At 42.1% G+C, this 25,526-nt stretch carries 25 protein-coding genes and 3 pseudogenes; 8 read left to right on the top strand and 20 right to left on the bottom strand.

Annotation, left to right across the window (positions count from 1 at the left end; translation table 11 throughout):
* Positions 1-3 precede the first annotated feature (3 nt).
* Positions 4-123, top strand: coding sequence for a hypothetical protein (locus JCM19038_RS25505; protein ID WP_081831778.1), 120 nt, complete (start codon positions 4-6; stop codon positions 121-123).
* 73 nt (positions 124-196) lie between these two features.
* Positions 197-763 (top strand): SCO family protein, encoded by a 567-nt coding sequence (locus tag JCM19038_RS12155; RefSeq protein ID WP_193745119.1) that lies wholly within the window; start codon positions 197-199, stop codon positions 761-763.
* A gap of 86 nt (positions 764-849) precedes the next feature.
* Here JCM19038_RS12155 and JCM19038_RS12150 read toward each other — a convergent pair whose 3' ends face one another.
* Complete coding sequence (locus JCM19038_RS12150; protein WP_042418339.1) at positions 850-1,062, bottom strand: hypothetical protein; 213 nt, start codon at positions 1,060-1,062, stop codon at positions 850-852.
* Between the two features lie 185 nt (positions 1,063-1,247).
* On the opposite strand from JCM19038_RS12150, the gene JCM19038_RS12145 reads away from it, so the two are divergent.
* A complete protein-coding gene (locus tag JCM19038_RS12145; protein ID WP_042418336.1) occupies positions 1,248-1,427 on the top strand; it encodes a hypothetical protein in 180 nt (59 codons plus the stop codon).
* On the opposite strand, the gene JCM19038_RS12140 is transcribed toward JCM19038_RS12145, so the two are convergent.
* Complete coding sequence (locus JCM19038_RS12140; protein ID WP_042418330.1) at positions 1,424-3,136, bottom strand: adenine deaminase C-terminal domain-containing protein; 1,713 nt, start codon at positions 3,134-3,136, stop codon at positions 1,424-1,426. The two genes, JCM19038_RS12145 and JCM19038_RS12140, sit on opposite strands and share 4 nt — an antisense overlap.
* Positions 3,137-3,298: 162 nt before the next feature.
* On the opposite strand from JCM19038_RS12140, the gene JCM19038_RS12135 reads away from it, so the two are divergent.
* Positions 3,299-3,619 (top strand): YxeA family protein, encoded by a 321-nt coding sequence (locus JCM19038_RS12135; RefSeq protein WP_042418327.1) that lies wholly within the window; start codon positions 3,299-3,301, stop codon positions 3,617-3,619.
* A gap of 223 nt (positions 3,620-3,842) precedes the next feature.
* On the opposite strand, the gene JCM19038_RS22870 is transcribed toward JCM19038_RS12135, so the two are convergent.
* The 5 genes from JCM19038_RS22870 to JCM19038_RS12115 form a co-directional block, all read right to left on the bottom strand.
* Entirely contained in the window at positions 3,843-4,016 is a 174-nt protein-coding gene (locus JCM19038_RS22870) for a hypothetical protein (protein WP_193745118.1), read from the bottom strand.
* 107 nt (positions 4,017-4,123) lie between these two features.
* Positions 4,124-4,879 (bottom strand): hypothetical protein, encoded by a 756-nt coding sequence (locus JCM19038_RS12130; protein WP_042418324.1) that lies wholly within the window; start codon positions 4,877-4,879, stop codon positions 4,124-4,126.
* 474 nt (positions 4,880-5,353) lie between these two features.
* Positions 5,354-5,905 carry a DUF1572 family protein gene (locus JCM19038_RS12125; protein ID WP_042418321.1) on the bottom strand — a complete coding sequence of 184 codons (552 nt, stop codon included), beginning with the start codon at positions 5,903-5,905 and terminating at the stop codon, positions 5,354-5,356.
* Entirely contained in the window at positions 5,905-6,423 is a 519-nt protein-coding gene (locus tag JCM19038_RS12120; protein WP_042418318.1) for a GrpB family protein, read from the bottom strand. The genes JCM19038_RS12125 and JCM19038_RS12120 overlap by 1 nt, the downstream gene beginning before the upstream one ends.
* Before the next feature lie 11 nt (positions 6,424-6,434).
* Positions 6,435-7,043 carry an FMN-binding negative transcriptional regulator gene (locus JCM19038_RS12115; RefSeq protein WP_042418315.1) on the bottom strand — a complete coding sequence of 203 codons (609 nt, stop codon included), beginning with the start codon at positions 7,041-7,043 and terminating at the stop codon, positions 6,435-6,437.
* Positions 7,044-7,176: 133 nt separating this feature from the next.
* Here JCM19038_RS12115 and JCM19038_RS12110 point away from each other — a divergent pair, with 133 nt between their 5' ends.
* Entirely contained in the window at positions 7,177-8,577 is a 1,401-nt protein-coding gene (locus JCM19038_RS12110; RefSeq protein WP_042418312.1) for a PLP-dependent aminotransferase family protein, read from the top strand.
* 46 nt (positions 8,578-8,623) lie between these two features.
* Here JCM19038_RS12110 and JCM19038_RS12105 read toward each other — a convergent pair whose 3' ends face one another.
* From JCM19038_RS12105 to JCM19038_RS12095, 3 genes are all read right to left on the bottom strand, one after another.
* Positions 8,624-10,138, bottom strand: a complete 1,515-nt coding sequence (locus tag JCM19038_RS12105) for an acetyl-CoA hydrolase/transferase family protein (protein WP_042418310.1) — start codon at positions 10,136-10,138, stop codon at positions 8,624-8,626.
* A 166-nt stretch (positions 10,139-10,304) separates the two neighbouring features.
* A complete protein-coding gene (locus JCM19038_RS12100; protein ID WP_042418307.1) occupies positions 10,305-10,955 on the bottom strand; it encodes a LytTR family DNA-binding domain-containing protein in 651 nt (216 codons plus the stop codon).
* 74 nt (positions 10,956-11,029) lie between these two features.
* Positions 11,030-11,419, bottom strand: coding sequence for a hypothetical protein (locus JCM19038_RS12095; RefSeq protein WP_042418304.1), 390 nt, complete (start codon positions 11,417-11,419; stop codon positions 11,030-11,032).
* Positions 11,420-11,535: 116 nt separating this feature from the next.
* On the opposite strand from JCM19038_RS12095, the pseudogene JCM19038_RS12090 reads away from it, so the two are divergent.
* A pseudogene (locus JCM19038_RS12090) lies at positions 11,536-12,389 on the top strand (LysR family transcriptional regulator).
* A gap of 80 nt (positions 12,390-12,469) precedes the next feature.
* On the opposite strand, the gene htpX reads toward JCM19038_RS12090, so the two are convergent.
* From htpX to JCM19038_RS12075, 3 genes are all read right to left on the bottom strand, one after another.
* Positions 12,470-13,372, bottom strand: coding sequence for a protease HtpX (gene htpX / locus JCM19038_RS12085; protein WP_042418301.1), 903 nt, complete (start codon positions 13,370-13,372; stop codon positions 12,470-12,472).
* A gap of 69 nt (positions 13,373-13,441) precedes the next feature.
* The gene (locus JCM19038_RS12080) at positions 13,442-13,807 is read right to left on the bottom strand and encodes a M20/M25/M40 family metallo-hydrolase (protein WP_042418300.1); all 366 of its coding nucleotides are present in this window, start codon (positions 13,805-13,807) and stop codon (positions 13,442-13,444) included.
* The gene (locus tag JCM19038_RS12075; RefSeq protein ID WP_052361564.1) at positions 13,785-14,570 is read right to left on the bottom strand and encodes a M20 family metallopeptidase; all 786 of its coding nucleotides are present in this window, start codon (positions 14,568-14,570) and stop codon (positions 13,785-13,787) included. The genes JCM19038_RS12080 and JCM19038_RS12075 overlap by 23 nt, the downstream gene beginning before the upstream one ends.
* Before the next feature lie 172 nt (positions 14,571-14,742).
* On the opposite strand from JCM19038_RS12075, the gene JCM19038_RS12070 reads away from it, so the two are divergent.
* Positions 14,743-16,005 (top strand): ATP-binding protein, encoded by a 1,263-nt coding sequence (locus JCM19038_RS12070; protein ID WP_042418298.1) that lies wholly within the window; start codon positions 14,743-14,745, stop codon positions 16,003-16,005.
* Positions 16,006-16,167: 162 nt separating this feature from the next.
* Here JCM19038_RS12070 and JCM19038_RS12065 read toward each other — a convergent pair whose 3' ends face one another.
* The 7 genes and pseudogenes from JCM19038_RS12065 to JCM19038_RS12040 form a co-directional block, all read right to left on the bottom strand.
* Positions 16,168-17,361 carry a M4 family metallopeptidase gene (locus tag JCM19038_RS12065; protein ID WP_052361562.1) on the bottom strand — a complete coding sequence of 398 codons (1,194 nt, stop codon included), beginning with the start codon at positions 17,359-17,361 and terminating at the stop codon, positions 16,168-16,170.
* Positions 17,333-17,932, bottom strand: coding sequence for a hypothetical protein (locus JCM19038_RS20925; RefSeq protein ID WP_052361561.1), 600 nt, complete (start codon positions 17,930-17,932; stop codon positions 17,333-17,335). Before JCM19038_RS20925 ends, JCM19038_RS12065 begins: the two co-directional genes overlap by 29 nt.
* Before the next feature lie 139 nt (positions 17,933-18,071).
* The gene (locus tag JCM19038_RS12060) at positions 18,072-19,586 is read right to left on the bottom strand and encodes a BCCT family transporter (RefSeq protein WP_307190022.1); all 1,515 of its coding nucleotides are present in this window, start codon (positions 19,584-19,586) and stop codon (positions 18,072-18,074) included.
* Between the two features lie 76 nt (positions 19,587-19,662).
* Positions 19,663-20,301 carry an MOSC domain-containing protein gene (locus JCM19038_RS12055; RefSeq protein ID WP_042418292.1) on the bottom strand — a complete coding sequence of 213 codons (639 nt, stop codon included), beginning with the start codon at positions 20,299-20,301 and terminating at the stop codon, positions 19,663-19,665.
* Between the two features lie 206 nt (positions 20,302-20,507).
* Complete coding sequence (gene abc-f / locus JCM19038_RS12050; RefSeq protein ID WP_307190021.1) at positions 20,508-21,836, bottom strand: ribosomal protection-like ABC-F family protein; 1,329 nt, start codon at positions 21,834-21,836, stop codon at positions 20,508-20,510.
* A gap of 256 nt (positions 21,837-22,092) precedes the next feature.
* A pseudogene (locus tag JCM19038_RS12045) lies at positions 22,093-23,036 on the bottom strand (pseudouridine-5'-phosphate glycosidase).
* Positions 23,033-24,136 carry a carbohydrate kinase gene (locus JCM19038_RS12040; RefSeq protein WP_042418288.1) on the bottom strand — a complete coding sequence of 368 codons (1,104 nt, stop codon included), beginning with the start codon at positions 24,134-24,136 and terminating at the stop codon, positions 23,033-23,035. The pseudogene JCM19038_RS12045 and the gene JCM19038_RS12040 overlap by 4 nt, the downstream one beginning before the upstream one ends.
* A gap of 239 nt (positions 24,137-24,375) precedes the next feature.
* Here JCM19038_RS12040 and JCM19038_RS25500 point away from each other — a divergent pair.
* Positions 24,376-25,526, top strand: a pseudogene (locus JCM19038_RS25500) (collagen-like triple helix repeat-containing protein); the annotation flags it as partial.

Genomic DNA, 25,526 nt, shown 5'->3' with positions numbered 1-25,526 from the left:
GCCATTGTCGAAGAAATCATCAAGAAACACCACGGAGTATTGACCATTGAATCTACCTTACACGTCGGTACGACTGTTCATATTGACTTACCAGAGTATATCTTTGATGAGGTAAGTTCGTAATTTCCATCACGAAAGGCGTGAGTTTAATGATGAAACGACTCGTATACACGCTAAGTGTATGTACGCTATTTGCATGATCAGCGGTTGCAACTGGTTGTATCAATCGTCAAACGAATCAGATCTAATTGGTCGTGATCTAACGAATCAGAACTTAACTGTAGAACCATTTTCATATATCAATCAATCCGAAGATGTTATTTCTAATGAGGATTATGAGGGCTCCTACTGGATCGCGAATGTCATTTTTACGAGTTGCCCTACCATTTGCAATCTCATGACTCCACATTTAGTGGAAATCCAAGAGAAAGCTGAATCTCGTAATCTTGATCTCCAATTCGTCTCTTTTACCGTTGATCCCAATCACGATACTCCTGACGTACTCACTCAATATATGGATCGTTACGATGTTGATGAAACGAATTGGCAATTCTTAACCGGATATTCCGAGAAAGAAATTGAAAACTTGATGCTTAATTCTTTTCAATCTACGGTCTTAAATGATCCCGAAGATCCGGATATTCTCCACACGACGAATTTTTTTCTAATTAATGAACAAGGCCAAGTCGTTCGCAGTTATGATGGCCTTGGCAATGAAGACATGGAATTACTCATGGAGGATATTGAACAGAGTATCACGTAAATACACCCCCAGCCTCTTAAAACGGTTGGGGGTTTAAAAGATCATAAAAAAAGAACTGCCCTTATTGATAAGAACAGTTCCTGCTATTAAAGAAATGTGATAACGAGTCCAACGACCGATAACACGACGATTGGAATCCATAAAAATACCTTTTTTGTATTACGAACCGAGAATGCTGAAGCCCCTGAAAAAACAAAGATGGATAGTGCCCAGATGGAGTAAAATGCATCGCTATCATAGACCATTGCCATCACTGCAGATAAAGCCATAATGAGCATCATATAATTTGGATACTTCATTACCCTTACCTCCGTTCCCGTTCATACATTACTATGCGTGTCTTAATTATAGCATATGAAGTGATCGGGACGGCTCTTTTAATTTTAGAACTCGACAAATAGCGACAAATATCTCAATCTTTCCAACAAAGAGCCTTACATTTGTTATACTATACCTTTATTTGTTTTAGGAGGTTCGATAGCCCATGCTCGTACTTATTTTTCTAACCTTTTGCATTATATTCTATGTACAAAATTATCGTATTCAGAATCAAAACAAACGCATTATTGAGCAAAATGATAAGATTATTATTGAACAGAACAAAGACTTAATGATGCAAAATGACGAATTAAAACAGCAAATCCAGCAATTACATCATCGCTAGAATCCTTTTCTTATTACAGGAGAAATTATGACTTCTTGATTTTTCACGTCGATTAACCCTTTTTGCGTAATGCGCACGAAAGGTAAATGTGTCGCTGTTAAGAAAAGCAACGTAAACGCAGGATCGTGAAACGCATATCCTGCGTTTTTTAGTGTTTGAATGATTTCTCGTTCCTCTGCAATGACTTGATTAAAAGGTTTTTGACTCATGCTGCCAAAAATTGGCAACTGAATCTCTGCACGAATCTCTCCTCCTTGAACGATTACAATTCCACCTGCTTGTTCTTTCACCCGATTAAATGCTCGAATCATACTTTGTCGGCATTTACCGATGAGAAGCACATCTCCAGTTCCAGAATAGGAGCTAGCAAGTCCATCAATCTGTGCAAAACCTTTTACGACCGTATTTAAGCGCCAACTCCCGTCTCTTGCAACCATCATGAGCAAGCATTCATCTTGTTCTTGTGATAGTTGATTCACTGATAAATCTTGTTCGGATACGTAAGGTTTCGCGATGACGTTGTTGACTAGATGCATTCCCGCTTGACTTGCAAATTGAAAGTCTTCTTCTGTTAGTTGCCATTCTAATTTCAGACTCGGCATTTTTGGCATGTTGCTGTCTTCTTCGTTGTTACGGACCACTGTTCCTTTTGCGATTACATGCACAGGAGTCGGTTCTACTTTGCTAGATAATAGATTGATGTTAGCGACCCGACCGGTTGCAATGTTTCCATATGAATGATCCATGCCATAATAACGAGCAATGTTGTCACTCGCCATGTGGTACGCATCAATAATTGGGACCCCTAAATCAATGGCTTTTTTAATGAGGACGTTTGACATTCCATGTTCATAATAGAACGGGTGTGAGCCATCCGTCGTCATAAATAATCGATCGAATCGATCGATCCCTTTATCTAGTAATTGTACGAGAATCGTTTCAAGATCTGGACGAATTGATGAATCTCGTAACGTCACATAGTAGCCTTGAGAAAGTCGAGTGATTACTTCATCGGCAGTCATCGCCTCGTGATCGCTTTCAGCCCCTAACAACATCAGTTTCGCTAATGTTTTTTCTGATGCGCCAGGAAAGTGTCCTTCCATTCGCTTTTTGTTTTCTTTTGCATAGCGCACCCACGCATGCATATTGTCATCACCTTGAAGTAGTCTGGGCCAGCCTGTTAATTCTCCGCCTTGAACGACAAGAGGGTGATCAAGCCAGGTTTTCACAGACTCATCCGTAAACATTGACGCTTCATCGTTTAACAGCGACTGTGCGTCGAATCGACTCCACCAAAATAACGTGCTCGGCAAGGAACGGAGTTCGTCTAACAGACGATGAGCTTCTTCAGTTGATAATCCGAGTAAAAATGAGAGATTATCACAAATTAGCGTCGTCGTCCCAAATTGAGCGGCTTGATGAGCAAGAGAAACAGGATTATACAACTGGAATGGGTGGGCATGAGGTTCAATGTAACCGGGGACAGCAACCATGTCTGAGCAATCCATAATATTCGAAGCATCCTCTGGGATTTCTTTACCTACGTACACAATGCGCTCTCCGTAAATCCAGATGTTGCCTTTCATCCATGTATGTAAATAAGAATGCAAATACGTAACATTTTTTAATAATAGTGATGGTACTTCTTTCAAATCCAGCACATTTACTTGTTGTTGCAATACCTCTTTGGAGTATGTTTGGTTTGCCATAAAATCACCTTTCACTAACTCTTCGTCTATGTATTAACTTCGATAGTGCTGTCGAAGTTTCCTGCTAACGGTATGGATTCGTACAACTTTGTAAGAGTCATGAAAGGGAAAGCAATGGTTCCTTATTCGCCCGCGCATTAGACTGATCACAGAGGTGATTAAATGCGTAAAGCACTGATTATAATTTTGACGATCGTAACAGCAACCGTAGGACTTATCTTCTTATTTACGATGCTCGTTCAACATGAATTTGCCGATCAACTAAACCCTTTTGTACCAGAAGAAGATGTATACGTGATCGTGGAGGGTGAAGGTGAAGAACTTGGAAGCGGCCGAGTGGAATACACGTTGACAGGATCCACTGAAGACGGCGAAGAGCGTGAAGTCACGTTCACAGCCAGTGCACCATTACGAGAAGGTGCCACGCTTCGCTTAGAAACAAAACGCACGTATGTAAAGAGCTGGGAAGAAGTTGATCTCTAAACGCTCAGCCTAAAGTGCGACCTATGAGGCTAAATAAAAAGACAATGCCTAAGCATTGCCTACATAGCACTGGCCCCGCCTACGCCAAGTGCCGAAACAACCACGATTGTTGTTCTACCCAACTTCATTGTAGATGATAGCGCTTTCATTTGTCTAGCATTTTTTGGAATTTAAATTGTTTCTCTATTTTCTCGACATCTTTCTACCCTAAACACAGTAGACCTTAGCGGCTTTTAGACGCTTTAGATTGTTGCTTCCGATAATCGAAAAAATGAAAAAGCTGCAATCCAGCTAAAAATAGAAAACCAACCGCTACAAACCACGGGGCACCAAATGCAACTAATAAGATGACGATCAGCAAGTATACGAAAAACGAACTAAGATAAAAACGTACCATATGAATCCTCCATTATTCCTCTCCACACTATATCTCTTTTTTGATAGGGAGACAATGCGAGGCCATACAACGGGGAAAATTGTACCTTAGTAAAAAGACATCTAAACCTAGATGTCTTCTTGCTCCAGCTCTCTCAATCGCTCATACGTTGTTCTGAGTGCAGCTTGTTCAAGTTCTGACACAACAATTTCTTTAGCCAATGTTATTGCTTCTATCGCTCGATCACGTTGATTTAAAGCATCAAAAACTTCTGCTTGCAACACTCTCGCTTTTACGACATATTCGTCCGACCCATCATTCACATACTTATTAAACGCAACTTCTAACGTATTGCGGGCGGCAAAATAATCTTCTTTGGAGTATGCAAAACGGTACGCAGAGGCGTAAAGCTTCTCAAACTTCGACTGTAAGGCTTTTACACGGGCCTCTTCTCGTTGCATTAATGTTGTTGAATCGCCTAAGCTCTCACCGATGATGATCGTATTCTCATTAAGATCTGTAATGTTTACACGCCAATCTTCGGCCGTTTTGTTCAGTCGAGAGATTCGAGGCGTCCCTTTAACTGGAATTCGTCCGTAATAGGCTTTGAGATTGGCACGCAATTGTTCATAAACTTCACGTACATCTGGAACGTCAACGTAACACCCACCACGGTTAATGCCTTCACGATCGTTCCGCGCACCATAGAAACCGATCTCCGTAAGACCACCCATCTTCACTGACGCATACCGATAAGGAGCCTTTTGATAATACACAATATCAAAACCAAGCGCGGTATAAAATTCTAAGTGCTCATCAAACTTATGATAATCACAATCAAACAGCGCGATTGTACGACTCGTATTACTACTTGAATCACTCATTCACTCAACCTCCTAATCTCGACTACCCTTTCATTTTATAAGATAAATGCAAATGAGAATGTTCTGGGCTTAGAAGCTTTGAAAAGGAGCAATACATCCGTCATGTGCTTTAATCATTTACTTGAGAGTCATGCACCCAATTCCCTACGTTCTTACACAATCAATGATTTCTATAACTACGCCTCCCAACATACAGACACTACCAAATGCAAATAACACGATTGATCCAGTCATCAAATTCCCAAATTGATTCCATGTCGAATCGATGATTTGCTGTGCTCCGACTGCATCAACAGAATTACTAATGAAAATTGCATTAATTAAAATAAGACCAATGTGTAAAACAATTGAAGCGAGCAGTACGATTGATCCTCCAATAAAGAAATGAATGGCTAACTACCGCGTTTTAAGGACGTACATTCATACCTTCCTTTACCCAATTTTTGCTAATTTAAAAAAGATAGCTACAATGAGCTACCTTTTTCTTTCTGATCCATGCTTATTTTGCATTTCTTCTAAGTAATTGATTGACTGACCCTTCGGTATACTTAAACTGTCCCATTGCTCACGTTTGATCATTTTTCCTATGTAAACGATTTGTCCGACATGGTAAGAATAGTGGGCCACTTGGCGTTCAATCGCTTCCATTACGAGGTGTTCTTCGCTTCGAATTGTTACGCTTTGCTCGACATTTTCTGGTTGAAGCTCCTCAAGTGTTTGAAATAACACACGCCAGCCTCTTTCCCACCGCTCTAGTAATGAAGTTTTTGTCTCGCGCTTCCTTTCGAATTCCTCGTCTCGGTTTCGCGTTTGTTTTTCACCATCGGTCGTTAGAAAATCCGTCCATCTCGACAACATGTTTCCGCTCATATGTTGTACGATCGTTGCCATACTATTTGAGTTTTTATCCATTGACCAATGTAAATCTTCCTCTGTACATTGGTCAAACGTTCGATCACCGAGTACCTTCACACTTTGGAACCTCTCTTTAACTATGCGTAAATAGATCGTTGCAACATCTGCCATTACAAACTCTCCTCATAAGCTATTTTAGCCATAATCTCTTGAATAAATGGTTCCTTGGCATTTGTATAAGACACAACATCATTACGATAACGCTCAGCTAATGAACGTTTTAACGTTTCGTACGCCCTTCTCTCTTCTTTATGAGCGATTAGGTAGTCTCTGAATTGTTGCCTTGCAACCCATTCAGTACCGTTGTATGTGTAAACATGAAGATGGTGTGTGCCTTTACGCCATTCTCCTTTTCTAAAGAAACGACGGTTTGGAAACTCTTGATGATAAACGTGTGTATAGCCGATTGCAGCAAGCGGCTCATTCATTTTATGAACTTCCTCTAAATCGTCGACACCAATCATCATATCAATGATTGGCTTAGCTCCAAGACCTGGAATTGCTGTACTGCCGATATGTTCAATCGCTTTAAAATGTCCTTTTATGTTTTGTTCAATTTTTATTTTTTCAACGATATACTCATGTGCCCATGCTTTATGGTTCTTCTCAATTGTTATCGCTCTTCCCATAAATGACTCCTTTAAAGATCGTTATGCTGACGCATGTACGTGGCAATTTGTCGTTCATCATCACTCGGTTGTTTTTCTAACTGATCAATAACAAGGCGCTTTCGTTCTTCAGGATGATTTTGAGATAGCTTTGCCTTACCAACAAGCTGATCAATCTTTATTTGAAAACCTACAACGCCTTTGGACATGTTATTCAAAAACTCGGGATCTTGTTTTTCATACAAATAAGGACTCTCTTTGTCTTCATAATTCGCAACAAGTTCTGCGAGTGATTGATGCAACACTTCGTCAGAAACAAATTCAAACGTTCCTGTCACATGTGCCACCATATAATTCCACGTTGGAACGGCTTGTCCGGTTTCGTACCATGTTGGAGAAATGTAACAGTGGGGACCTTGAAAAATTGCTAATACTCGCTGTCCTTCTAACCCTTGCCACTGCGGATTTTTTCGTGCAAAATGACCGACTAAATACTGTTGATCATCTGACAAAGATAGCGGTAAATGTGTCGCAAACGGTACTTCATCATTTGTTGAAACGAGCGTTGCAAAGCTATGTTTAGTGATGAGTTCATACACGTCTTCTCGATCGGCCATTTGAAAATGTTTCGGTACATACATAACAACGTTCTCCCTTCACACTGTTCTCAATTGATCGTTTTTTCTGTAAGCTTAGTGTACAAAAGCTTTGCACCTGTTTAAAGACCCAACCTTCATCTTTTTAAAGGTGCCACACGAGAAATGGGGAACAATCATGATTGAATTTACACCGAATGTCCAAAAAGGAAGTGATCCCCTCTACATCCAGCTGTATAAAAGTATTCGCTTAGAAATCCAAAAAGGTCACTTACCTGCCCATACGAAATTACCGTCACAACGACAACTCGCAAAGCATTTAAATGTGAGTCGCAATACCGTCGACATTGCCTATCAACAATTAAGTGCTGAAGGCTATGTCAAAGGCATTGAACGAAAAGGATTATTTGTCGTTCCATTAAATCAAGATTTGTTTTTTCCCGAACCAAAGCAAGGCATCTTCCGAACCGAGGAAACATCGGCTACCGTAACTCCGGCTCGTTTTAACTTTCGATACGGAGAAGTCGATCTAGAACATTTCCCTTATAAACAGTGGCGCAAGTACACACTTGAGAGCATCCATCGTGAAAATGGAGATCTTTTTCTCTATGGTGATCATCAAGGAGAAATTGGCTTACGTAAGGAAATTGCTCATTATATTTATCAATCTCGTGGGGTACGATGTCTCCCCGAACAGATTGTTGTGGGCGCAGGAACCCAATATCTGATTGAATTGTTATGTAAACTAATTGGCACTAAGGATTCTTATGCGATGGAAGACCCCGGATATAATCGGATTCGTGAAACGTTTCAACATGCCGGGGTCTCCTTATCTCCTATTCCCCTTAACGACCAAGGGATTCGGGTGGACAAGTTGTATGAGTCCAATGCAAACGTCGTCTATGTGACACCATCCCATCAATTCCCAACTGGTGTATTAATGCCGTTATCTCGAAGGAATGAATTGTTAGAGTGGGCGAAGAATGTAGACGGATATATCATTGAAGATGATTATGATGGTGAGTTCCGCTATGTCGGACTGCCGATCCCTGCGCTGCAAGGCATTGACCATCATGAACACGTCATCTACCTTGGAACGTTTGCTAAATCATTGACACCTGCTGCTCGAATTTCGTATGCTGTCTTGCCACAAAGATTGCTCAGTCATTATTCAGAGAACTTTACTCATTTACAACAAACCGTCTCTAGGTTCCATCAATACACGCTCGAATGCTTTATGGAAAGTGGCGATTGGTGGCGCCATCTTAATCGTACGAAAACACGCTATAAATCAAGACAACAGACACTACTTCGCGCACTTAAAACGCACATGCCAGATCTTCACGTTTCCGGTAATGACTCGGGGCTTCATGTCATCGTAGAGCCAAACCTCCCGCTAAGTGAAGAAGAATTGATTCGTCGAGCAGAGTCACTCGGGGTAGCGGTGTACCCAACTTCAATTTATTATGCAAACGAGAAACCAGCTACTTCACAAGTGTTGCTCGGATTTGCTGGCTTATCAGAAGAAACGATTGAAGAAGGCATTCAAATGTTAAAAAAAGCTTGGTATCATTCATAAATTAGAAAAAGCTCGAGAGGCAGTCTAGCCTTCGAGCTTTTATATATTAATTCATGACAAGTTCACGTTCACGCATCGTTCCATGCTCGTCAAAGTTCTTATACCAAGCAAACGCTTCTTGAAGTAGATGTGGGGTATGCCCACCAACCTGTTCGATTGCTCGTTCAAAGTAACTGAGCAACTGCTCTTTATACAATGGATCCGCACAGTTTGTAATAATTTCTTTCGCACGTTCTTTCGGCGCTTGTCCACGAAGATCTGCTAGTCCATGTTCAGTGATCAGTACATCCACATCATGTTCCGTATGGTCTACATGGGAAACAAACGGTACGATGCTTGAAATGTCACCGTTTTTCGCAATCGATTTTGTGACAAAGATACCGAGTCTGGCATTTCGTGCGAAATCACCTGAGCCACCAATACCGTTCATCATTTTCGTACCTTGAACGTGTGTGGAATTCACGTTGCCGTAAATATCAGCTTCCACTGCAGTATTAATTGAGATCAACCCTAAACGACGGATCACTTCTGGGTGATTCGATAGCTCTTGCGCTCTTAGAACGAGGCGATCTTTGTAATCGTCAAGACGTGGGAACACATCGTTCATTTTATCTTCGGATAGTGTAATGGAACAGCCCGAAGCCATTTTTACTTTTCCTGCATCTAAAAGATCAAACACGGAATCTTGAAGAACCTCTGAGTAAACCTCAAGGTCTGTAAAACGTGAATTCTTCAAACCACTAAATACAGCGTTCGCAACAGTCCCGATTCCAGATTGAAGGGGAGCTAGCGTCTTCGGTAATCTGCCTTCATCGTTTTCTTTTTCAAGGAATGCGATGAGATGGTTGGCAATCTTCTCTGTATCTTCATCTGGTGGTGTAACCGTAGAAGGTGAGTCTTCTTGGTTTGTGAAGACAATCCCTCGGATCTTGTCTGGATCTACAGCAATCCCTGTCTCACCAATGCGATCAGACGAATCCGTTAATGGGATTGGCACACGGGACCCTTGCTCACCAAGTTCATAAATGTCATGCATTCCTTCCAACGCAGCTGGTTGAGCGGTATTAATTTCAACGATCACTTCTTTGGCATGGTTCACAAACGCTGCAGAGTTACCGACTGAAGTTGTTGGTATAATCCGGTTATCTTCAGTGATTGCAATCGCTTCTATGATCGCAAAATCAATCTCACCAAACACCTCTTGTCTTAACGCTTCAGCAGTATGCGATAGATGTTGATCAATAAACCACATTTGACCTGTATTGATTTTGTTTCGCATCGTTTTATCGACTTGGAAAGGTAGGCGCTTGTTCACGAGATCAACTTCTGCCATTTTCTTATCAATGTCAGAACCGAGTGATGCACCTGTGAAAACATTCACTTTCATCGGTTCAGCTTTCGCACGTTCTACAAGTGCGGTTGGTACGGCTTTTGCGTCTCCTGCACGAGTAAAACCACTAAGACCAAGTGTCATACCATCTTTAATCCAACTTGCTGCGATTTGATCTGTGACGATTTTCTCCGATAAATGGGGGTTTCGCAGTTTGTCTTGTGTGTTCATAATAAGACCCTCATTTCTTTTTCTATTTAGTGTATCAATGCCTGTTATGCTGAACATTCAATTCTGTATGAAAGGGCTTAGATGTTGGATGAGCCAGCAAAATTACGACATGAATCAGTGTTCAGGGCAGCCTAAAAAACACAAGCGAGAGCTTGCTTTCATTTTTTTAGAAGGCAAGCATCTCTCGAAAGTGACTTGCGTACGACTGACTGACCGGAACGACAGTATCGTCATTCATGATTAGCGTAAATGTTGAATGTGACTCGGGTTGAATTTCTTTGATTTGAAGGATATTAATGAGGTAAGACCGATGACAGCGGTAAAACGTATCGTGCGGGAGTATGGCTTCTAATTGTGATAAATTGAATTTATTCGTACCAACACGTGACCTTGTGTGTACCCAAGTTCTACGACTGTTTGCTTCTATGACAGTAATATCATCGTGCGGAACTGGATACCAACAATTTTGATTCATCACGGTTAGAAAATTAGACTGATAATGTGACTGGACCGACTCTGATATAAGAGTGATGCATCCAATGAGGCGATGATCGGAGAATAGAGGCGTTGAAATCCCGTAATACGGAACACCTAATACTTGTGCTGAAACATATTCAGCCGTTTTCTTTTTGATCGTTAACGCTTTATGGGTAACGGTGTCTTCTTTAATAAGATCACCGGGCTCAATCTTTAAATCAATGGTCTTGCTCGGTCGATAATACATATATTTATCGCCATCGGTTATGGCTATTGATAAGTGATCTGGGAGTATTGCTTGAAATCCTTCAATCATATCAGTAACAGACATGACATTCATCATAAGCCTCCTAGTATATTGATAAACTATATACTAGGTTTATTCTAACAAAAGTGTATCATTAATGCTAAGGATTAGACGAGGTGTAATTTGCGTAGAGATGTGATGGTTTGTTGAAGTTCTTCAAGGGCGTCAATTGTTTTTTGATCTTCATTCATTTTTTTAAGGTTCTCTCGATCATTTTCAATTAGCTTAAGAAGTTCTTTCAAACTTTTGCTCTGCGTTGTTTCATTCAGATAGCTTTTTAGAAGTGCAATTCTGTCTTCCACGCCATCCATATGCTTAATTTGTTGCTTTATTTCAGACCAACGATCCAACAAAATGGACGTATCAGCACTAATATCGTTAACGTTCATCATAAGCATCGGCTCGTTGTTTTCATACCGCCTTAAATTGTCTTCAATGAACTGATAGTACTTAGCGTTATGGCTTTCTCTCATACCTAACTCTTGAATTAACCACATGGGTTTATCATAGCTCCTTTTATTTTTGCTCTAGTTATAGTATAGATGAGGACAGCCATCATTAAAAATAATTAAAAGTGAATAACATCGATCATTTTGAATGATAGGAGATTATTATGGAGCTAAAGGACTTGCGAATTTTTGTTACGCTTGCTTACGAAGAAAACACAACAAAAACAGCGGAAGTGCTAAATTACGTCCAATCCAACATTACCGCTCGTATTAAAAAGCTTGAAGAAGAATTCCAGACACCATTGTTTTACCGACATTCAAAAGGAATGACATTGACACCTAAAGGAAGGCAGTTACTTGATTATGCCGAACAGATTTTTCACCTCATTGATGAGACTCGTCATGCACTGATGGACGATGAATTACCGTTCGGTCATTTACGAATTGGCACGAATGAAACGACAGCATCGAGTAAGTTGCCACAATTACTTGCTTCCTATAGCAAAAAATACCCGGATGTGGAGCTCTCCCTACGCGTTGAGCGAACGGCGTTCTTATTAGAAGACTTGTTCAATTATCAACTAGATGGTGCATTCATGGTCGGTCCAATCGAACACCCCGACCTCGTCAGTACGCCAGTGTTTACTGAAAAGCTCGTCTTGTTCTCAAGTGAGCCGATTCAAGTACACGATGTTCGTGATAAAACCTTGTTAACCCGCCCGAACGACCTGTATCGCGAACGTCTCGAGAGTTGGTTAGAAGACGAAGGATCTATCCAAAACGAATTATGGAGTTTAACACGATGGAATCCATATTGAACTGTGTAAACGCGGGGCTTGGCTTTTCCATTGCTCCGATCTCTCTTGTTGATTCCCACAAATTCGATCGCCCTGTCTCCATTTATGGCATTCCAGAATCACATGCCAACGTCCAAATGATCTTTGTACATCGCAAGGAACAACATTTGGACAGCGCTTTACAAAAGTTCGTAACTCTCACTAAACGTGAAGTGGATTAGGGTTAAGGAGATATTTTCAATCATTCCTTACACAAACAAAAAGCGCCCTTTAAGGTCAAAATAACCTTAAAGGGCGTTCATTATTTACGCTCTAAGCTTGCGATGCGATCGCTTAAGTCAGGGTGTGTGGAGAATAGGCGCATCATACCACCGCCACCGCTGATTTTCATCGTTTGGACTGCTGAGTCGTCACGATGATCATTGACTGTTGCTCGATCTACGTAGTGTTGTAAAGAACGTAGCGCGTGAATCATCTTGTCTTTTCCTGCAAGGTCTGCTCCACCGTTATCCGCATGGTACTCACGGTGTCTTGAGTAAGCATTTACGACAAGACTTCCTAAAATCGAGAAGAGAATTTGTAAGACAAAGATCAGAATAAAGTTCACGATACCTGCCATTTCTTCACGAACGAAACGTGATACAACAAAAGCTACAACTCGTGCAGCAAAAATAACAATTGCGTTCACAATTCCTTGCAAGAGCGTCATCGTTACCATGTCGCCATTATCGATGTGTGCGACTTCGTGAGCGATGACTCCTTCAACGGCGTCATCATCCATCGTTTCAAGAAGGCCTGATGATACAGCAACGAGTGAACGCTTCTTTGATGGTCCAGTTGCAAAAGCATTGACTTCTTTTGAATGGTAAATCCCGACTTCTGGCATGTGCGCGAGCCCTGCAGCACGAGAAAGACGGTGCACTTTCTCAACAATATGGCGTTCATATTGATTTAAATTGTCATCTGGGTCAAGTACACGTACTTTCATCATTTTCTTTGCGACCCAACGTGACATGGCTAGTGAAATAAATGATCCACCAAAACCAAACAGTAAACTAAATACGAGTAAACTTGATAACACGAGTTGGCCGTCTGCATACATACCGCCCACTGGTGTAAATGTTGTGATTAACGTCCAAACGATAAAGATTGTCGTCATCACGAGAATATTCGTTAATATAAATAGAAACGCTCGTTTCCCCATTCCCCCACCTCCAAAAACATATACGCCTTAAATTCTACCACGTTCTACGTTGCGAATGGTACCTTCGTTTCATGTTTTCATGAACTCTTCTAGCACGTTCACACAATCTTCAATTTGTTGAACCTCTACATATTCATCGATACGATGTGCCTGTTCTAAGTTAGCCGGACCAAAAACGAGCAAATCTCGATTGCCTGTTTTTAAAGCGATCATCGAAGCATCCGTGTACGCAGGAAAACCAGTATGAGTGGCCGATTCTTTCAATGTCGTCTCATATGCGCCTTCCAGTCGCTCTAACAGATCTGATTCAAGAGTCGAATCAATTGGCGGTCTCGGATAACCGTAGTGATTCACGCGGTAACTTGCTCCTTCGAATTTACTGCAGGCTGCTTGTAAAGATCGGTCAACCAGTTCATCTGCTTCTTCTTGTGTCATCGGAGCGACTAAGCGAAAATCCAATTCGATTCGTACAGACCCACCACCATATTCGTCTTCTCTCCCCATTAATCGTCCCAACGGAGAGCGTCGGCTTACCAAAACGTTCATGATCATATGGAAGATTAGCAACATTTTTCTTTAGCTGAATAATGCTTTCTGCCGCCACATGTCCTGCATCAATACCAACAACAGCATGACCTCCGTGAGCGCTTTTTCCGGTAATCAATAGTTCATACCAAATCGTTCCCTTATGAGCGACAGCAATCGTATTGCTTGTCGGTTCAGTCACAAGTAGTTCTGCATTCGTAGGAATGACCTTTTCTTCAACTAAGGCTACAGCGCCTTTCATAAATGGTCCCTCTTCATCGACCGTGATTGCTAGATACAAATCTCGCTTCGGTTGCGATTGTTGGACGACATTTTTAAATGCAACGAGGGCTGAGGCTAGTCCACTCTTCATATCACAAGCACCACGTCCGTACAATCTGCCGTCACTAATCTCTGCACCAAATGGTTGTTGTGACCATGTTCCTTCTACTGGCACGGTATCCATATGAGCGAGAATCACAAGTGGACGCAAGGAAGATTCAGAGCCTTTACACGTTGCAATAACGTTCCACCGTTGATCCTCTATTGATTGTACTTGCACCGTTATTCCATTTAAGTCTTTCAAGTAGCGCTCCACATATTGTGCGCATTCACGCTCATTACCGGTAGGATTCTCAGACGGAATTCTAACAAGTGATTGGGTTACTTTCACCGCTTCATGAATAGACCTACTCCCCCTCTATGTAGCAGATTTAAATACACCTACATTATATCAAATATTCTGTTTTATTATCTTTTTATTAAGGAACTAGACTTTTCTGTCTTTTCTATATAAAATAAATAAGCTTTATAATCATAGATTATGGAAGGAAAACAAGAAAAAAATGAAGACGATTTATCCCTATGTGGATGAGCATAATACAGAAGTAAACGGCTATGCTCCTCTTGCTAAATTATTATCAACAATTACTAACACGTTAGAAGAAACGTTTGAAACGCGTTACTCAGCGTTTCAAGTTGATGAACATATTTTTGATCTATGGACAATCTTTGAAGAAGATGTCAAAAGTGAAAGCGATGAACTCACGCATGTTGCACAAATTTTTGAACACCTTGGTGAGTATACGTTTGAGTATGAAGAAGGTGCGCAAATTCCTAAGTACCGCGTACATCGCGCCTATGCGAATCAAGTGTTTGCTTATCATAGCTCCGGGGTTGCTTTTGCGCAAATTCCAATTTTCAGTGAAGCTTCTGTTTTCTATATGCATGCGGTCTTTGCAAGTAGTCAGGAGGCAATGTCTGCATTTCTAACAACGGTTCGCGAAAGAATGTGGAACAAAAGTAAACATGAAATTCTCTTACTAAAAGATAGTGATGAAGGTTTATCACAAGAATATCAAGCCATCTCAAAAGATGTAACTCGAGATGAAGTGATTTTGGAAAACTCCATTAAACGAGAGATCTATCGCTCTCTTGATCAGTTTTTCCAAGCGGATCGATCGTTTTTTGAGACATACAACGTTCCTTATAAACGAGGCATTTTGTTGTATGGACCGCCTGGAAACGGAAAAACCACTCTCGTGAAGTCGATTGCCAATAGTGTTGATGCGCCTGTAGCCTACTGGCAAATTACCGAGTTTACTTCAAGTGATTCCATACAAGAAGTGTTTGAAACTGCACAGAAGTTAGCTCCGATGATTCTCGTTATTGAAGACATTGACTCACTGCCAGACCATACTCGTTCTTATTTTCTCAATACATTAGATGGGGCTACATCTAAGGAAGGGATTTTCCTGATCGGCACTACAAATTATCCTGAAAAGATTGATCCTGGCCTTGTTAATCGTGCTGGCCGCTTTGATCGTGGATATGAAATCACTGCCCCTCCAGAAGCGTTACGAAAGCAATACATTCAACAAATTGGATTCCCAATGTTAGACAAAAGCATTGACGTGAACCAGGTTACTTTATTAACGGATGGTTTCTCATTTGCACAAATTAAAGAACTGTTCATGAGTTCCGCCATTGAGTGGCACAATGAAGGAACACTAAACATAAAGCAAACGATTGAAACGATCAAAAAAGAAAAACGAAAAAGCGAACGGGGTGAATGGTGGGATGAATCCGAACGTACGCTAGGTTTCTAACCCATTATGCATTCACAGTGATGTATATCGGGATCTTAATGAAATTTCTTCAACCTATGCTAAAATTCCAGCATACAACACCACAGCACCTTCATTGTTAAGTAATTAAGACGTTTAAAAGACCCAACAGCTCCCTCATATAGAGGGAGCTGTTGATCAATTCTATTCATAAATCCCTACGCCATCAAACGCGTCAACCGTCGCATCGACTTCATCACTGCCTTCACCGTAAATATCAATTGCCGATTGGATAAATGCAAAACGAGTGTCTGAGAAGTTCGAGATTGGAGTTAAGTATACCGTTAACGCTCGATAGACGATGTTGCCAAGTGCCTCTCTTCCTACTTCATCTCCAATTAAATATGCCGCATGGTTAATAATCGATGAGTTTACATGAACGCCTCCGTTATCAACATTCAAAGGCATATCATAAAACTCGTCCATATGTGCTGGAAACACACCACTACCATCCCCATACTCAACGTAATTCGCATTTACTGGGAACTTCCCAGGTTCTTCAAGACTACGAAGCGCTGTTCTTCCCTCATTTAACCACGCTTCACCGATAATGTTGTCTCCGATGTCCCAACTAGACGTATCGACGAGCACCCCGAAAATATCAGCGATTGATTCATTTACCGCACCTGACTCAAAGCGGTAAAGTAGACCTGCTGTGTTCGTAATCACACCGTGTGAGATTTCATGAGCAGCAACGTCTAACCCTGCTGATAATGGAATAAATTGTTGACCATCACCGTTTCCATAAGCCATTTGACGACCGTTCCAGAACGCGTTATTAAAATTGTCTCCATAATTCGCTGATGAGATGAGCGCTGTCCCTTCGTCATCCAGCGAATTTCGATCATGTTCTTCAAGGAAGTACTCATAGACTTTTGTGGAGTTATAATGGGCATCGACTCCTGGCGCATCATACGTCGAATTAAAACCAGCTGTGTTATTTGTGAACGGATCACCTGGTAGACTAAATGAAGAAGACTGGAATTGGTTTTTCATATCATACGTATAGATTCCTTCAAAGTCTGGCCTTGTCCAATCAAATAATTTAAATGTTCCTTGAGGAATATCTGAAATTTTATAGACCAAATTCAATACTCGGTAGTCTCCATGAACCCCAAATCCAGAACCGTGCATCGGACCAAAATCAGAGCGATCAATATCTTCTGGCAAAGCTTGTGCGTTCACAGCCGTTTCAAGTAGTGTTGGTGATGGTTGCGCGACAATGTCTACTTGTTCCTCATCTAAGCCTGCATCTTCTGCTAAATGCCCAATTGTGTTGTATGCATCTACAACATCGCCACTTGCAACATCAATAAAAACGAACAGTTCCTGGATCATTCCCCATAAAGTTAACGTTTACTTTTTGAACGGTTACAGCTTCATCGCCCATCGGATAGATAACAAGTTCTGCGGTTGGCTCATACTCCAGCTGATTTGGGGCGTTCACATAATCCTTAGCTATTTCTACAGCTTCTTTATCATCTATTGAAATGCTTTTAACCGCCTGCACACTACCATCATGATAGTTTCCGTTCACACTGCTAATCGTTCCATTCGCGTCAAAGTGAACGATTAAATTATGACCTTCAACAGGAAATCCGTTCATTGTCTGTTGATAAGTAATGTGTGTCATTCCATATTCATCCGTCGTTTTATCTACGACCGTTAACTCATCTTTAGGATTTTCAATGCCGAACGTTTCAACATGATCGACAAGAAAACGCTCGGCTAATCGTTCATGATCCGCTCGCGATGTTCGGGCATGTTGTTGCAATGATTCTTCTGAATCAACATAGAGTATTCGAGACTCTTCATCATTCGCTTCAGGAACTTGCTCCGTTTGTGCATCCGTAAGTGAAGGGGCGCTCAAAAATGCAGCTGCCCCAACTAGCATATAAAACTTTTTCACTAGACAACCCTCCCTATTTGTCTTTATCATCTCATTATTCTGTTAATTTTGGATGTGCATATGTTCTTGTTTGCAACTATTACTTTCCTCCTGACCATACAAAAGGATGAAAGTACAAAGTATGTACTTTCATCCTCCACTACATTCGTCGGTGTTTCTCTTTTAGTAACTTTTTCGCCGTTTGGGGTGCCGTCCAAAGTGTTGTTAACATAAGCAGTGATACGGGCACGGCGGTGACGACGATAAAGGATTGTAACGCATCCACCGTTCCTTGACCGATCCACAATAATACAGCTGCTACCGCACCAAATATAATTGCCCAAAACATCCGCACACTTCTTGGTGGTGTATGTTGTCCAGTAATAATCATGGAGATCGTATAGGCAATCGTATCTGCCGTAGTTGCAACAAACACACAAGTAACGATGATAAAAGCGATTGCGAACCAAAATGCAAAAGGTAATTGTTGAACAATCGCAAAAATGGAAGCAGGAAGCCCACCTTCATTTAATACATCACTTACAGATCCAGGGTTTTGCGTTTCAAAGTAAAGGCCTGTCCCACCAACAACAGTAAACCAAAAGTTGGTTACTATCGGTGCCAAAAATGCCACGCTTAGAAAAAGCTCACGAATTGAACGACCATCAGAAATTCGACTAATGAATACTGCCATAATCGGACCGTATCCAATAAACCATCCCCAAAAGAAAATGGTCCAACCTGATAACCAAGCCTCATCTCCTCGATATAAACTCATTGAAAAGAAATTCTGCAAATAAGCCCCATATCCACTAATAAAATGATCAAAGATAAATCCTGTAGGTCCTAACAATAATATAAAAATCGCCAATACTACGGTAAATACAATATTAAAACGACTTAACCATTGAATGCCTTTGTAAATTCCAGTAGCCGCTGAGATCGTTGCAATACCAACTAGCACAAAAATCATACTCACTTGAACAACAAACGTATCAGGCAACCCAAAGATTGAACTCAATCCATAGCCTGCTTGAAGCCCTAAAAAACCGATTGGACCAATCGTACCAGCACAAGCCGCAATGATTGAAGTTATGTCAGCAATGGCACCAATTACACTATTTGTTTGCATAACTTTATCACCCATGATTGGATAAAGTAACGTTCGTGGCTTTAGCGGTAGACCTTTTTCTTTTGCGTACATCAAAACGACGACACCTAATGTCCCAATCATTGACCAAGCAAGAAAACCCCAATGTAAAAACCCTTGAGCGAGACCTGCGTGTAACGCCGATGCCGAAGCATCATTCGTAGTAAATAACGGTGGTGTATCAAGGTAATGATACATTGGTTCTGCCGCCGCCCAAAACACACCTCCGCCCGCTAACAACGTCGTCATGACCATTGCAAGCCATTTAAACGTTGAGATCTCAGGATGATCACGATCACCGAGACGAACTTTTCCTAAATCCATCACACTCATAAAAATCGCAATCAGAAACGTTAGCAACATGAGAATCTGCCAATAAGCGCCGAAAAACTCTGACGACCATGCAAACGTAACATCAACAAACTGGCTAACACCCTCTGCATTAATGAGTGCAGCGATCACAAATGCTAAGAGCACGCCCCCACTAATCAAAAAGACAGGCCAGTCTAGCCGTAAATGCTTCACATTATTCACCTCTTTCGCTTAGCGTACGCAAAAATAGCTAAACTAACCAAGATGGTAAACATTGCATTGACATGGGTTACGACTTCTTCACCAATTTTTTTTCAAAGCGATTCTTCCATTCCTCAGATAGACTCGGTATCGATTGAATTCTTCTCATTTCAGCCACGTCTTCCCCAAGAAATAACGTCTGGATCGCGTGTAGCACACTTACGTCAGATGGGTCTCTTTTTAGTAAAGTAATGCATGATTGGTCAGTAACCTTCCCTCGTTGTAACACTCTTCCGAAATACCCTGTGTAACCCGTTTCTACAAATCGAGCGAGCAACTGGGAAGACGACGTGTAAAGATTTATCGTCGCACAAGGAACCCTGCCTTGACTAATTTCTACAACTGCCTCACCAATTTGATAAACATCACCAATACAAACGTCTGATTCAAGCATCGTCGAAACCGTAAGGTTCTCACCGAATGCTGGGAACGGTAATCGCTCCCCGTGTTCACGTTCCCACATCGCATAATGTTCATAGGGATAAAAACAGACTGCTCGATCTACTCCTCCGTGATTCTTCTTATTTCCGACTTCATCATGTTGAAAACCAGCGTACTCTAATTCCACTTCTTTAATCGATGTTTTCTTAATTCCCGTTGATATGGTTCGATCTTGCTTTGACGATAACAATTGCGGTCGCCCAACAGCTAACGATTGAATGGTCATCTGTCATTCTCCCTCATAATGATTTCCTATAGGGTACCATGCCTGAACAGAAAATGAGCCGCAATCAAAGATTGCGGCTCATTTTACTTATTGTTCTTGTAGCATTTGATTTACGATCTTATACTCAACATCCCCAACTCTTTGAATGAATTCTCGGTCATGAGAAACGAGAAGAATCGTTCCTTCATATGCCTGAATCACGCTCTCTAACGCTTCGACACTTTGGATATCCAAAAGTTCGTAGGTTCATCAAGTACTAACACATTATAATTTCCAAGAAACAGCTGGCTTAGCACAAGCCGTATCGCTTCACCACCACTTAAATCCTGGACTGATTTCTTTAAATCATTTCCGGAGAACTGCATTGAAGATAGAACAGCACGAATCGTCTTCTCTGATTGTTCACTACGTTCTTTCATCCAACCATACACAGACATCTCTTTAGTAAACCGAAAGTCCTTTTGCTTGAACACACCAAACTTTACTTTTGGTGACCTTGTAATCCCTTCTTGGCCGTTCACGATATAATCAAGCAACGTCGACTTACCACTACCATTATGACCTGTAAAAGCAATCGTCTTACCTAATGGCAGTTGCAGACTCACATTCTCAATGAGCAAACGATCGGCAATTTTAATTGTTGCTCGATCAGTCATGATCGGAATACGATTATGAAGCTCTAACGCTTTTGGTTTATGAAAAACGATGGGTTGCATAATGTCTGGAGCTTGGATCTTCTCCATCTGTTCAAGACGTTGTTCCATCGCTTTGGCTGATTTCATGATGCCTTTTTGAGACGTGCCTTTATCTTTTGTCATGAACATCCGATTCGCGTTCGGCTGGCCTTTACTACCTTTCCCTACTTTTTGTGCGTGTTTCTTTTTATCTTCAACCGCCTTGTGTAGTCGATCTCGTTCTTTTACATAATGGTCATGTTCTTCTCGTTGCTTTTGTCGTTCTTCATCTTTTGTCTCAACATATTGACTGTAATTCCCAACGTATTCCGTTACCTTTCCATCGTCAATTTCCCACACTTTCGTGACGAGTTCGTCTAGAACACGTCGGTCATGGCTGATGAGTAGGAGTGTTCCATAATAATAGGAAAGCTCCTCCATGACAAAATCAATCCCTGCTTGATCTAGATGCGTTGTCGGTTCATCTAGAAGCATGCCTTCATAATAGGTTGATAATAATGCGGCGAGTTTCGTGCGAGTTTCTTCTCCTCCGCTCATCTGTTCACCAGCATCCATCGGCACTGCTAAACGACTACTTAATTCTCCATCTAATTGATGCACATCTACTTTAGGCGCTGACAATTGTTCATAATAGCCGAATTCGATATGCTTTTTCACGTGACCTGTTGTAGGTCTTAAACTGCCTTCAAGTAATTTTAGTAATGAACTTTTCCCACTACCATTTTTGCCAACAATACCGATTCGGTCCAATTGGTGAACTCGTAAACTTTCAATATCTAACACTTGGCGATCACCAAATGTGAGTGTAACTTGATTCATTTCTAATTGAACTTGTTCCATTTTAAAACTTCCTCCCTTAATCTTTGCACCGCTCAGGCAAAGTAAGAGGAGAGCCTGTAGTTTTTAACCATAACAAAAAGAAGGGCAGAAATAATCCGCCCTTCTCATACGTAGAAGATGTTATAAAATGACAGACTTATCCCGTGTACTCTGCCATAAGCAGAGCCTTTGAACGTATGCAATTACGAGTTCAAATTCGGGAAACGCAGTCTAGGTAAAAACATTCTATAACCATCCTCCTTTTTCATAATTAGGCTTAGTATACGTGGGTAACTTCTTTCTTGTCAATCGATTCTGCCTGGTAATGTACGGCAAGACGTGCTGCCACCTTTGCATTATGTTTAACGAGTTCGATGTTCGCTTCTAAACTCTTCCCATCCGTTAACGTCTTCAATCGATCTAAAAGATACGGCGTGACATCTTTTCCTTGGATGTCGTGAGCTTTTGCTTCTTCTAACGCTTGCTCGATAATTTGACTTATATAGGCTTCTGAAAGTGCTGCGTGTTCAGGAATTGGATTCGCAACAACAACCCCACCGTTTAACTCAAGGTCCATTTAGTGTGCATAAATCGAGCAACTTCTTCTGTATGTTCCATCCGGTAATCAACTGCGTGTGGACTAGTTCTCGTATAAAATGCTGGCAATTCAGACGTCTTAAAACCGATGACTGGCACTCCGTTTGTTTCTAAGTATTCACGTGTTAAGCCGATATCAAGAATGGACTTTGCGCCAGAACAGACGACAGCGACATTCGTTTTGGCAAGTTCCTCAAGATCAGCTGAAACATCCATCGTGACTTCTGCGCCGCGATGAACGCCACCAATTCCCCCAGTTGCAAACACAGAAATTCCAGCTAAATTCGCACAGATCATTGTTCCTGCTACAGTCGTTGCACCGTGTTTTTTCTGTGCTACGACGTAAGGAAGATCGCGTCTCGTTACTTTCTCGATCTCTTTGCTCTTACCTAAAAATTCAATATCTTCTTTCAATAACCCAACACGAATTTCTCCAGATATGATTGCAATTGTAGCTGGAACTGCGCCTTCAGCGCGAATGAGTCCTTCTACTTCCAATGCTGTTTCGACATTTTTAGGGTAAGGCATGCCGTGAGAAATAATCGTTGATTCAAGTGCAACAACTGGCTTACCCTGTTCCAATGCTTCCTTAACTTCGGCTGATATGACAATGGCTGTTTTCATAATATTTCCAACTCCTCAACTAGATTCATTTTTCGTTTCACAAGATTCGTAACATTCAATCGAGAGGATACCGTTTCATATGTTGATAACGTTAGCGCTGAACAATTCATACCAACATGACAAGCCTCTTCGAGCGTTTTATCTTCATTTAATGCATAAAGCAATCCTGCTACAAACGCATCCCCTGCACCTGTCGCATCTGTAACATGAACCTCTGCCGCTTCCAAATGGTTGGTGGTCCCTTGCTTTTGTTTATAATAGATTCCGTTTTTCCCATCAGTAATGACGACATTTTCTACACCTTTGTTTAAGATCCCATCGGCTAATTGTTCGTAACCATCACCTTTATGCCCGATTAATTCGATCGCTTCACCATAATTGCATACGAGATAAGTTACACCGTTTAAATCTTCAGGTAATTGCTTGATCTTTGGTGCGGATACTGGTGCAATGCATAATGGTACTTGATCTTCTTTACAGCTTCGAATAATTTCCTCAATAACTTCTGTAGAAAAATTCGTATCCAGCAACACGTGCTTAGATGAACGGATGACACTCCACTTATCTCGAACAAAGTTCACTTCAACGTCTTCACAGATGTCCATGTCAGCAAATGCAACGATCATATCACCACTGTCGTCTAAGACTGCCGTATAACTTCCTGTGTTCTTACCAGGTAACTTGAGCACGTGACTCGTATCAACATAAGGCGTTGTTTTGTCTAATAGCCAAATGCCTTCTTGGTCGTCACCGATAACGGTTAGTAGTGTCACAGGAACGCTTAGACGACCTAATGATTCAGCAATATTTCTTGCCACACCGCCTAATGCTTGGGTTGTGGAAACGGGATTAGATGTATTTTTCTGAAAGTTACTTTTGAGCGAAGCTTTCCGATCGATATTCGCTCCTCCAATACAAGTAATTGTACCTTCTTCCGGCAACACATACGCTCTTCCAACGATGATGCCTTTTTTTATCAATGAAGAAATGTATCCTGCCACCGCCGATCGAGAAAGTTGCAACTCATTCGCAAGTTCATTTTGGGTAACATACGGATTTCTTCTAATCTGATCGATAACCAATCGTTCTTTTTCTTTCACTATGAACAACACTCCCTTCTTTAAACATTTGTCTACAGATTAAACTTTTGTTAGAAAATTAGCAAGAAAACATTTTCTCCACTCGTTGCATACACCATCTATAAAGTTATAAATAGGGAGGTGCTGACTTGTATATGAGAAGGCATTCCAACCATCATCATTTATATAACCGTTATCGAAGTCACCGAGCAAGTGGCCATCCTTTTATTGAGATTAATAACTATATAATCGGCGTGCCAACAGGTGCTTCTTTTCCACCATGGAATTGGATTACAGGGACTACTGGCATTATTCTCCCTACAGGACCGACTGGGGCCACTGGAACAATCGGTCCAACGGGGGTTACTGGCTCTACCGGAAGCACTGGAGCCACAGGATCTACCGGCGCTTCGGGCAGCACTGGTATTACTGGACCTACTGGACCGATCGGCGCCACTGGCAGCACTGGATCGACTGGGGCCACTGGTATTACCGGAGCCACAGGCAATACTGGTGTTATGGGCAGCACTGGAGCCACAGGACTGACTGGCTCCACCGGACCTACCGGAGCCACAGGCAATACTGGTATCACCGGACCTACCGGCGTTACTGGCAATACTGGTAGTAATGGACCTACTGGTGCTTCGGGCAATACTGGTACCACTGGACCGACTGGCTCCACCGGACCTACCGGAGCCACCGGCAATACTGGAGCCACTGGGCCTACCGGCTCCACCGGCACTACTGGAACTATCGGTCCAACGGGGGTTACTGGCTCTACCGGAAGCACTGGACCGACTGGGGCCACTGGCAGTACCGGAGCACTGGACCGACCGGCGCTACGGGCAATACTGGTATTACTGGACCTACTGGTGCCACAGGCAGTAATGGAGCCACTGGACTGACTGGGGCCACGGGCAGTACTGGACCGACTGGGGCCACCGGCAATACTGGAGCCACTGGAACTACTGGTGTTACGGGCAGTACTGGTACCACTGGACCGACCGGCGCTACGGGCAATACTGGTATTACTGGACCTACTGGTGCCACTAGGCAGTACTGGAGCCACCGGACCGACTGGGCCACCGGCAGTACTGGAACTATCGGTCCAACGGGGGCTACTGGCTCTACTGGAAGTACCGGACCTACCGGCGTTACGGGCACAACTGGCATTACTGGACCTTCTGGTGCTTCGGGCAGTACTGGAGCAATCGGACCGACTGGGCCACGGGCATCACTGGAGCCACTGGATCGACTGGGGCCACTGGAACTACTGGTGCCAATGGCAATACTGGAGCCACTGGACCGACTGGTGCCAATGGCAGTACTGGTACCACTGGACCGACTGGCTCCACGGTACTACCGGAACCACTGGACCGACTGGTACCACGGGCAGTACTGGGGCCACTGG

This window comes from Geomicrobium sp. JCM 19038 (genome assembly GCF_000698125.1).
Lineage (GTDB): Bacteria > Bacillota > Bacilli > Bacillales > Marinococcaceae > Geomicrobium_A.
Note: the sequence above shows the minus strand (reverse complement) of the source record. Positions and strands in the feature narration are given on the sequence as shown.

Bases quoted from the DNA above. Each gene is read 5' to 3' on its own strand.
- JCM19038_RS12115 (WP_042418315.1), bottom strand. From the start codon at position 7,043: ATGTATGTACCGAAACATTTTCAAATGGCCGATCGAGAAGACGTGTAT.
- JCM19038_RS12120 (WP_042418318.1), bottom strand. From the start codon at position 6,423: ATGGGAAGAGCGATAACAATTGAGAAGAACCATAAAGCATGGGCACAT.
- JCM19038_RS22870 (WP_193745118.1), bottom strand. From the start codon at position 4,016: ATGGTACGTTTTTATCTTAGTTCGTTTTTCGTATACTTGCTGATCGTC.
- JCM19038_RS12055 (WP_042418292.1), bottom strand. From the start codon at position 20,301: ATGACCATTCAATCGTTAGCTGTTGGGCGACCGCAATTGTTATCGTCA.
- JCM19038_RS12125 (WP_042418321.1), bottom strand. From the start codon at position 5,905: ATGGCAGATGTTGCAACGATCTATTTACGCATAGTTAAAGAGAGGTTC.
- JCM19038_RS12065 (WP_052361562.1), bottom strand. From the start codon at position 17,361: ATGATCCAGGAACTGTTCGTTTTTATTGATGTTGCAAGTGGCGATGTT.
- JCM19038_RS12140 (WP_042418330.1), bottom strand. From the start codon at position 3,136: ATGGCAAACCAAACATACTCCAAAGAGGTATTGCAACAACAAGTAAAT.
- JCM19038_RS12100 (WP_042418307.1), bottom strand. From the start codon at position 10,955: ATGAATGTCATGTCTGTTACTGATATGATTGAAGGATTTCAAGCAATA.
- JCM19038_RS12145 (WP_042418336.1), top strand. From the start codon at position 1,248: ATGCTCGTACTTATTTTTCTAACCTTTTGCATTATATTCTATGTACAA.
- JCM19038_RS12150 (WP_042418339.1), bottom strand. From the start codon at position 1,062: ATGAAGTATCCAAATTATATGATGCTCATTATGGCTTTATCTGCAGTG.
- JCM19038_RS12080 (WP_042418300.1), bottom strand. From the start codon at position 13,807: ATGACACAAGAAGAAGCAGATGAACTGGTTGACCGATCTTTACAAGCA.
- JCM19038_RS12130 (WP_042418324.1), bottom strand. From the start codon at position 4,879: ATGAGTGATTCAAGTAGTAATACGAGTCGTACAATCGCGCTGTTTGAT.
- JCM19038_RS12155 (WP_193745119.1), top strand. From the start codon at position 197: ATGATCAGCGGTTGCAACTGGTTGTATCAATCGTCAAACGAATCAGAT.
- JCM19038_RS12070 (WP_042418298.1), top strand. From the start codon at position 14,743: ATGAAGACGATTTATCCCTATGTGGATGAGCATAATACAGAAGTAAAC.
- abc-f (WP_307190021.1), bottom strand. From the start codon at position 21,836: ATGGAACAAGTTCAATTAGAAATGAATCAAGTTACACTCACATTTGGT.
- JCM19038_RS12110 (WP_042418312.1), top strand. From the start codon at position 7,177: ATGATTGAATTTACACCGAATGTCCAAAAAGGAAGTGATCCCCTCTAC.
- htpX (WP_042418301.1), bottom strand. From the start codon at position 13,372: ATGGGGAAACGAGCGTTTCTATTTATATTAACGAATATTCTCGTGATG.
- JCM19038_RS12095 (WP_042418304.1), bottom strand. From the start codon at position 11,419: ATGTGGTTAATTCAAGAGTTAGGTATGAGAGAAAGCCATAACGCTAAG.
- JCM19038_RS12105 (WP_042418310.1), bottom strand. From the start codon at position 10,138: ATGAACACACAAGACAAACTGCGAAACCCCCATTTATCGGAGAAAATC.
- JCM19038_RS12135 (WP_042418327.1), top strand. From the start codon at position 3,299: ATGCGTAAAGCACTGATTATAATTTTGACGATCGTAACAGCAACCGTA.